8 protein-coding genes are annotated in these 8052 nt (G+C 68.5%); all 8 read right to left on the bottom strand.

What is annotated here, in order from left to right:
• Positions 1–578: 30S ribosomal protein S2 (gene rpsB / locus VGZ32_RS27365; protein ID WP_326889105.1), on the bottom strand; the 578-nt coding region annotated here is incomplete at its 3' end.
• Positions 579–1060: 482 nt separating this feature from the next.
• Entirely contained in the window at positions 1061–1651 is a 591-nt protein-coding gene (locus tag VGZ32_RS27360; protein WP_326889104.1) for a murein hydrolase activator EnvC family protein, read from the bottom strand.
• Between the two features lie 269 nt (positions 1652–1920).
• Positions 1921–2469: a helix-turn-helix domain-containing protein gene (locus VGZ32_RS27355; RefSeq protein WP_326889103.1), complete on the bottom strand. Its 549-nt coding sequence runs from the start codon at positions 2467–2469 to the stop codon at positions 1921–1923.
• A gap of 113 nt (positions 2470–2582) precedes the next feature.
• Entirely contained in the window at positions 2583–3410 is an 828-nt protein-coding gene (gene whiG, locus VGZ32_RS27350) for an RNA polymerase sigma factor WhiG (RefSeq protein ID WP_326889102.1), read from the bottom strand.
• Positions 3411–3715: 305 nt separating this feature from the next.
• Positions 3716–4924: a DNA-processing protein DprA gene (gene dprA / locus VGZ32_RS27345; RefSeq protein WP_326889101.1), complete on the bottom strand. Its 1209-nt coding sequence runs from the start codon at positions 4922–4924 to the stop codon at positions 3716–3718.
• A gap of 15 nt (positions 4925–4939) precedes the next feature.
• The gene (locus VGZ32_RS27340; protein ID WP_326889100.1) at positions 4940–6514 is read right to left on the bottom strand and encodes a YifB family Mg chelatase-like AAA ATPase; all 1575 of its coding nucleotides are present in this window, start codon (positions 6512–6514) and stop codon (positions 4940–4942) included.
• 79 nt (positions 6515–6593) lie between these two features.
• Positions 6594–7061: a YraN family protein gene (locus VGZ32_RS27335; protein ID WP_326889099.1), complete on the bottom strand. Its 468-nt coding sequence runs from the start codon at positions 7059–7061 to the stop codon at positions 6594–6596.
• A gap of 869 nt (positions 7062–7930) precedes the next feature.
• Positions 7931–8052 (bottom strand): DUF2469 family protein (locus VGZ32_RS27330; protein WP_326889106.1); only part of this gene is annotated, 122 nt, incomplete at its 5' end.

Genomic DNA, 8052 nt, shown 5'->3' with positions numbered 1-8052 from the left:
TCGCAGTTGGTGTCCAGGATGGCGACGACCGGGATGCGCAGCTTGCGCGCCTCGCCGACCGCGATGTGCTCCTTCTTGGTGTCGACGATCCACACCGCGGACGGGACCTTCTGCATGTCCCGGATGCCGCCGAGGGTCTTGTCGAGCTTGTCCTTCTCGCGGCGCAGGACGAGCAGCTCCTTCTTGGTCATGCCGGAGCCGGCCACGTCGTCGAAGTCGATCTCCTCGAGCTCCTTGAGCCGCTGGAGCCGCTTGTGCACGGTGGAGAAGTTGGTGAGCATGCCGCCGAGCCAGCGCTGGTTGACGTAGGGCATGCCGACCCGGGTCGCCTGCTCCGAGACGGCTTCCTGGGCCTGCTTCTTGGTGCCGACGAACAGCACGGTGCCGCCGTGCGCGACCGTGGCCTTGATGAACTCGTAGGCGCGGTCGATGTACGACAGGGACTGCTGCAGGTCGATGATGTAGATGCCGTTGCGCTCGGTGAAGATGTAGCGCTTCATCTTCGGGTTCCAGCGTCGGGTCTGATGCCCGAAGTGCACGCCGCTCTCCAGGAGCTGGCGCATGGTGACGACGGCCACGGCCGTGTCCTCCTCGATCTCGTCCGGTTCAGTGCGGAGCCGGGTGGCTCCGCGCCTGGCGTCCGGCCGGACGGCCGCGCCGCTCCCCCGCCGCCGTCAGACGGGCGGTGAAGCGGACCGGGCGGATGTCGTGAGGGGGCTCGCCACACTGTGGAGGACCCGGTCGCCGGACGCGCGAAGTCGGTCCGACAGAGCGGACCGTGTAGCAAGTTTAACCGGTCCGCGCAGTCCCGGAACGCACTCGATCGCACCACCCACCGCACCCACGCCCCAGGCGGCAGAGCCAGGGCCACCAGCACCCGAAGCCGATCGCCACCGGAGCGGAGAGAAACCGAAGAGAAAACAGGGCTGCCCCGGCGGAGAGACACGACCACCTGGCGGAAAGCAGCAGGCCACCCGGCATGAGAACCGCATTCTCCCGGCCAGCAGAGCCACGGCCGCCCAGAGCCGGAACACCTCCTCACCCGATCACAGAGCGACGATCACGTAACCGGTTCGAGCCGAAGATGAGACAGCCCGAGTAGCACCAACGGGTCGTAGTACCGCACGCCGTGGCGGTGCCCAGTCAGCAATCCCCAGTGCAGGCATGCCTGCCCCGCGCAATGCCCCGCCGTCAGCGTGCCGATCGGCGACCCTCGGGCCACGACGTCGCCGACGTGCACGCTCGGCGTCACGGGTTCATAGCTGGTGCGGACACTCCCATGAGAAATCACCACAATGCCCTGGCCGAACAGGGTCCCCGCGTACGAGATCGTTCCGGGGCCCGCCGCGAGCACGGGTGCACCCTCCGGGGCTGCGAGGTCCACCCCTCGATGCCCGGCCTGCCACCGCTGCGCGGGCGGGTGGAATCCTCGCAAGATCTGCGGCGACCCGCCCCCAATGTCATAGACCGGCCACTGCCATATGCCGAGGCGCAGCCGTGAGTGCAGTCCGTCCCACCCTCTTGACTTCGACGCCTCGCCAGCCGACGCCCGCGCTGCCGCCGCCGTGTTGGCAAGGTCGTGGAACGGCGCGGGCGAGACCCAGGCCGGACCGGTCGCGAGGAGCAGGGCGAACATGGCGATGATCTTCATGCCTCTAGGATCGCCGAATCCGCAATACTCCAGGAAGAGCTTTCGACAAGGTTGTGGATAACTCAGGAAAGTATGAATATCGGCGCGCCGCGACCTAGGGCTCCCTGGAATATTCAGCCAGATATCGCTGTCAGATGTGACTGGCGATTCGCCACTGCAGTAGCTGGCTTAGAGATGTAGGCGCGGGCTAACCGAGTGTCGAATGTGCCAGTCGCATCGGTCGGCGATGCCTGCGTAAACACCGGCGCCGCGCGCCTGGCATGACGGGCTCAGCGGGCGCGGCGCTGCCCACGTACGCCGAACAACACAAGCGTGAGCGCGCTCTCGATGACCGCCGCGGGATCGGCTCCGGCGTCGATGCGCTTCGCCGCGCCGTCCACTGCGCCCTGCAGGACTGCCGCCGCCGCTCGCGGGTCCGGATGGCCGAGGCGGCGCAACGCCCCGACGACGAGGTCGACGAGCATCCCGTGCGCGGTCCGGATCCGCTCGCGCGCCTGCCCGTCCAGCTCCAACACCGAGAGGGCAAGCAGGCTGCGGTGACCCGGCTGCGCCACCAACTCGAGTTGCCGGCGCACGTATGCGGCGATCTGCCGTTCCGGCGTCGGCTGCGCCAGCATCACGCCCCTGATGTCTGCCACGGCCGCCGGGAAGTCCTCCACCGCGAGCGCTTCGACCACGTCCGCGCGGGATTTGAAGTACTCGTACACCGACGAGCGCGCCAACCCGGCCCGCTCGGCCAACGCGGCGAAGGTCAGCGCGGACATCCCGCCGTCGGCGAGAAGATCCCGGGCCGCGTCCAGGAGGGCCGTGCGCTGCATCGTTCGATGCTCGGCAACCGTCGGGGCTTTGATCCTGGGCACGTGTCCAGAGTAGTCGAGCCGATCCACTGCTGGAGGTGATACACCGTCTCACGGAGAGATCGGATCTTCCGCTAGCGCAGTTCGGCCAGGCGTGTGCGCAGGGTCAGGACCGCCTTCGCGTGGATCTGGCAGACGCGGCTCTCGGTCACTCCGAGCACCTGTCCGATCTCGGCCAGCGTCATGCCCTCGAAGTAGTAGAGGGTGACCACCGTCTTCTCCCGGTCCGGCAGAGTATTGACGGCCCTGGCGAGCATGTGGCGCGTCTCGCGGCTCTCGTAGGCCTCAACCGGGTCATCGGCGGTGAGATCTTCCAGCGTCTCGACCAGGCTGAGCCGGTCTCCGTCGCCGGTGGACAGGGTCAGCACCTCGTCGAGCGCCAAGACATTGATGAGAGAAAGCCTGGAGAAGATGTGATGCAGCTCACCGAGGGTGATGCACATCTCATCCGCGATCTGCCGCTCCGTCGGGGTCCGCCCCAGGCGATGCTCGAGGCGGACCGACGCCTGTTCGATCTCGCGGGCCTTCTGGCGCAGCGAGCGCGGGATCCAGTCGAGCGCCCTCAACTCGTCGATGATGGCGCCACGGATCCGGTTGACGGCGTAAGTCTCGAACTTGATGGAGCGGTCCGGTTCAAACCGCTCGATGGCGTCGATGAGGCCGAAGATGCCATAGGAAACGAAGTCGGCTTGGTCGACCGTGCCGGAGAGACCGACCGAGACGCGTCCGGCGACATACTTCACCAACGGCGAGTAGTGCAGAATCAACCGTTCCCGGAGCTGGGGATCTCGAGTGGCCTTGAATTCGGCCCACAATGCGTCCAGCAGGACACCGGCGGAGTTCCGGGCCGGGTAGTCCGATTCGTCGTACCTGGTCGCACGGACCTGGCTGTTCCTGGGCATCACTCGCCTTGATCCACTCAACCACGCGATCCTTCTCGAGACTGCCTCGGCCGCCCTCTGAGCGTAGCGTAACCAGATCGTCCTCCACGGTAACCAGCACGTCGCTGCCCGATCAGGTGAGAGCTCAGCGGGGCACTTATGGCTGTCTCTGCGGCGTGTTGCGGCAGCTCCATAGGCACGGCGGTATGGCGGCACGGCACCACTGTGAAGGCACGCGGCGACGGTGCGGCACGCGGCGAGTCTGCGGCCGACTCACCGGGCGCCGTGGTCAGGGCGCGATCAGTCCACGGATGCGCCGGAGCCGATCATCGACGCCCGGCCGCGAGGGTCCAGCCGGAACCGGCTCTCACCGCCCTCCCGGTCGCGGCGAGTCTCCCGAGAGCGGCGAAGACGGTCTCGGGCGCCACTCCGGTCGCCCGGGCGAGCGCCAGAACGTCAGCTCCGACCGTTGCGCGAGCCGTGGGGAGGGCCTCGATGACGAGTTCCTCGATCGGATCGATGGTCTCGTCGTCAAGCGCTTCGCTGCTTGGGCGGCCTCCGGAATCCGACTCCCTCGGGGTGGTGGCGGACGTCGGGCCCGGCGTGGCAGTCAGGCTGCTGCATGCCTCTCTTACTTGGCTGGCCCCGGTGATGAGCATCGCGCCATCACGGACCAGTTCGTGCGTACCAGCCGATTGATCGGAGGTCACCGGCCCGGGGACGGCCATGACGACCCGGCCGAGCTCGGCGGCGAGCCGTGCGGTGACCAGCGAGCCGCTGCGCCGGGCCGCCTCGACTACGACCGTGCCGCTCCCGAGCGCGGCGATGATCCTGTTCCGATGCAGGAAGCGGAACCGGGTCGGCGTCGAGCCGGGCGGCAGTTCGGACAACACGGCGCCGCGCTCAGCGATGGCCCGCAGCAGCACCTCGTGTGCCCTCGGGTATACCCGATCGATCCCGCATGCCAGAACTGCGACGGTCGGCCCGCCGACGGCGAGCGCGCCCCGATGTGCAGCTGCGTCGATCCCGAGTGCGGCGCCTGAGATGACTGCGACACCGGCCGAGGCGAGGTCCGCGGCGAGAGCGCCCGCGACGTACGAGCCGTAACCGGTGCAGGCACGCGCGCCGACGATAGAGATCGCGTCCACGGACGCGGTCGGCCAGCCGCCTACTGCCCAGATGCCGATCGGCCGTTGCTCACCGAGGTCGTCCAGAGCCGCAGGCCACTGCGAATCTCCGGGGACGAGGAACCGCGCGCCGACCGCATCGGCTGCCGCAAGAGCCAGTTCGACTCGGCCGGGCTCCAGCCGGAGTCGAAAGCCGACCGCGCGTTCGGTCAGCCTGGCGCGCCGGGTGGGATCGGGTTCGAGCTCGGCGAGGTGGTCCTCGTGGATCGCGGAAAGCACGTCCTTCGGCGCGTGATGCTCGAGTAGCCGGCCGATGGCGGGATCAGCCGGTTCGACCGCCTGATTGAGTGCGAGGCGGGCGAGTCGGTCGTTCTCGCGGGCAGCGTTGTCGGAGTCGTGTTCGGCCATGATCGGATTCCTCGGTCAGCAACCGGTCAGCGCTTGGAGGCCCAGCCGGAAGCCGAGCGCCGTGTCGACCGCCGAGCGATCCGGACGGTCGGCCCCCGCGAGGTCGGCGACAGTCCAGGCCACCCGGATCACCCGATCGAGTCCGCGAGCCGACAACACACCCGCGTGCAGCGCACGCTCGGCGCTGGCCAGCGCGGCAGTGCCGAGCGGCCAGTGGTTGCGCAGTACTTGACCCGGGACGTCCGCATTGCAGGTCCACGGTGACCCGGCGAGACGTCGGCGGGCGCGCTCGCGGGCCTGCGCGACACGTTCAGCGACGACCTTGCTCGGTTCGCCGGCTTGGCCGCCTGACGCGGCGTCGAGCAGCTCTGCCGGACCGACCGGTGCGATGTCGACTCGCAGATCGATGCGATCGAGCAGGGGCCCGGAGATCTTGGCCAGATAGCCGACGCGTTGGCGCGGTTCGCATACGCAGTTGGCCGCCGGGCTGCCCGCGCGGCCGCAAGGGCACGGATTCGCCGCCGCAACGAGAAGGAAGCGGGCCGGGAACCGGGCAATGCCGCTGGCGCGCGCGATCGCGACCTCACCCGACTCGATCGGTTCCCGCAGAGAGTCGAGTACTGCTCGCCCGAACTCTGGAGCCTCGTCGAGAAAGAGCACGCCGCGGTGGGCGCGTGAGACGGCACCCGGCCGGATCTGGCCGCCGCCACCGCCGCCCACCATCGACGGCACCGTGGCCGAGTGGTGCACGGCGCAGAAGGGCGGACGGTCGATCAGTGGTTTGTCAGGCGGCAGCGTCCCGGCGAGCGAGTGAATCGCGGAGACCTCGAGTGCCGCGGCCGAATCAAGGGGCGGCAGGATCCCGGGGAGCCGTCGGGCCAGCATCGTCTTTCCCGAGCCGGGAGCGCCGCACATGAACAGGTGATGGCCGCCTGCCGCACTCAGTTCGAGAGCGCGGCGGGCCTCGTACTGCCCCAAGACCTCGGAAAGATCGGGCTCGTAGCCCGGGTCCTCCGGGGGCGGTCCGTCGGGTGGTACATGATCGGGCTCGCTCGGCGGCTCGTCGGGCACCGGCGCGCCGTTAGCGAGCGCGGCGAGTTGGCGCAGCGAGCGGAGTCCGATCACCGTGACGCCCGGCACCTGCTTGGCCTCCGCCGCATTGGCCTCGGCGACAAAGAACGAGGTCAGCCCCGCACGAGCGGCGGAGACGACGCACGGCAGCACACCCCGGATGGGCCTTACGCGACCGTCGAGTGCGAGCTCGGCGATCAAGACCGCGTCCGGAAGCGCGGCACTGGGAACCGCACCCGTGGCGCGCAGGGTCGCGAACGCGATGGCAAGATCGAAGCCTGAGCCGTGCTTCTTGATCCAGGCCGGAGAGAGGCTGACGGTCAGCACGGATTGCGGCCAGTCCAGGCCAGAACTGAGCGTCGCGGCTCGTACTCGGTCGCGCGCCTCGGAGAGCACCGAGTCGGGCAAGCCGATCAGGGTGAACTTCGGCAGTCCGGCGGCGCAGTATGCCTCGACTTCAATAGGCGTCCCGCGCAGGCCGAGCAGTCCGACCGACCACGCGCGCCCGAAGCCGGGCATCAGAGTCCCCCGGGATGGGGACGAGGCCGAGATCGCCGATGGGGGCGAGATCGATGGAGACAGCTCTGACAGCACAGCATCAGCCCACTCCGACGATGTGGTCGAGCTGCTGGATCTTGTAGGGCGGACGCGGCTCGGTGCGGATGGCGATCACGTCGATGCGGATGATGTGCGAACGGCGGGTGAGCATGGGCGAGTTGCGATGGAAGTCGCGGATCCACACGCCCGCGAGTTGGCGCAAGCGGGCGAGCTTCTCCTCGGTGACGGCCTGCACAGGATGGGCCAGCCGCCCGCCAGCACGGGTCTTGACTTCGAAGGCGACGATGATGCGGCGGTAGCGGGCCACGAGGTCGAGTTCGCCGCGCAGGTCCGGTTGGCGGCAGACCCAGTTGCGGGCGAGCACGTGGTAACCGGCTTCGTGGAGATAGCGCGCGGCCGCCTCCTCCCCGTAGCGGCCGAGCCAGTGGCCCCAGGCGCGGGTATTGGGTTTCGCGTATGTCGGGCTGCTCGATCTGACGCCGATCGGGCTCGTTGCCGAGATTCCCATGTGGCACCCCTCTTCTCCGTGCGGATGCCGAGCGCGACCCGCAAGATCAACCTTGAGGGATTTCGAGAATGCTGGGGAGAGGTTTCTTGAGAGTTGTGGATAACTCTCGATTTTGGGGATTAGGTGATTATCGGACGCGGCGGAAAGGTGGCAGTACGAAAGCGGTAAGGGAAAGGCATGAGCGGATAGGTGAAAAGCGATAGGAAGAGGGAAGGGCGAGGGAAGGAAGCAAGAGAGCAGCTCGGCCGTGCTGGCGCGCAAGAGCTCAGCCGAGCTGGCGCGCGGGGCTCAGGAGCAGGTACGCAGAGCCCGGCCGGGCGGGTGCGCAGAGCTCAGGAGCAGGCACGCAGAGCTCAGGAGCAGGCACGCGGCCCAGTCGAGCAGGTAAGCAGGGCTCACACGGCGACTGGCTCTCGGCCACGGCGCTGCGCTGGCTGGCCGGCTGGGCACTAGCGACGCTGGGACGCGCGCAGCGACTGCTGTCGATACCGGTCCGCGCACAGGCGCTGGCCCGCGAGCTGCCTGCCCATCAGCGGGCGACGCTGGGCCGCGCCCCGCAACTGCCGTCGATACCGGTCCGTGCACAGGCGCTGGGCCGCGCGCCGCGACTGCCGTCGATGCCGGTTCGCTCACGGCGTCGGTCCGGCGAGCTGCCTGCCCATCACCGGGTGCCAGTGGCCCGCTGGCGACACGTCAGATCACGAAGTCCGACTGCCGTACCAGCCGACGGCTAGTCATGGCGCGAGAGCCGCCGACAAGCCGGGACGTCGCAGACCGTCGGGCGGCCGGGGCTCTGAAAATCGTCAGTCGGTCTCGGGCCGTCGCAGGGCGCCAGCCGGTCGAGACCTCTGGTCGGGACGTCGCGGGCATCAGTCGGTCGGGACCTCGAGGTCAGCCTTGGCCAGCTCCTCGACGTTGACGTCCTTGAAGGTGACGACCTTGACGTTCTTGACGAAGCGGGCGGGGCGGTACATGTCCCACACCCACGCGT

This window comes from Actinocrinis sp., from assembly GCF_035938995.1.
In the GTDB taxonomy this organism is placed as follows: domain Bacteria; phylum Actinomycetota; class Actinomycetes; order Streptomycetales; family Catenulisporaceae; genus DASZGI01.
Note: the sequence above shows the minus strand (reverse complement) of the source record. Positions and strands in the feature narration are given on the sequence as shown.

Coding starts and splice junctions, on each gene's coding strand:
- dprA (WP_326889101.1), bottom strand. CDS start 4,924: ATGGCCGAACACGACTCCGACAACGCTGCCCGCGAGAACGACCGACTC.
- VGZ32_RS27335 (WP_326889099.1), bottom strand. CDS start 7,061: ATGGGAATCTCGGCAACGAGCCCGATCGGCGTCAGATCGAGCAGCCCG.
- VGZ32_RS27360 (WP_326889104.1), bottom strand. CDS start 1,651: ATGAAGATCATCGCCATGTTCGCCCTGCTCCTCGCGACCGGTCCGGCC.
- whiG (WP_326889102.1), bottom strand. CDS start 3,410: ATGCCCAGGAACAGCCAGGTCCGTGCGACCAGGTACGACGAATCGGAC.
- VGZ32_RS27355 (WP_326889103.1), bottom strand. CDS start 2,469: ATGCAGCGCACGGCCCTCCTGGACGCGGCCCGGGATCTTCTCGCCGAC.
- VGZ32_RS27340 (WP_326889100.1), bottom strand. CDS start 6,514: ATGCCCGGCTTCGGGCGCGCGTGGTCGGTCGGACTGCTCGGCCTGCGC.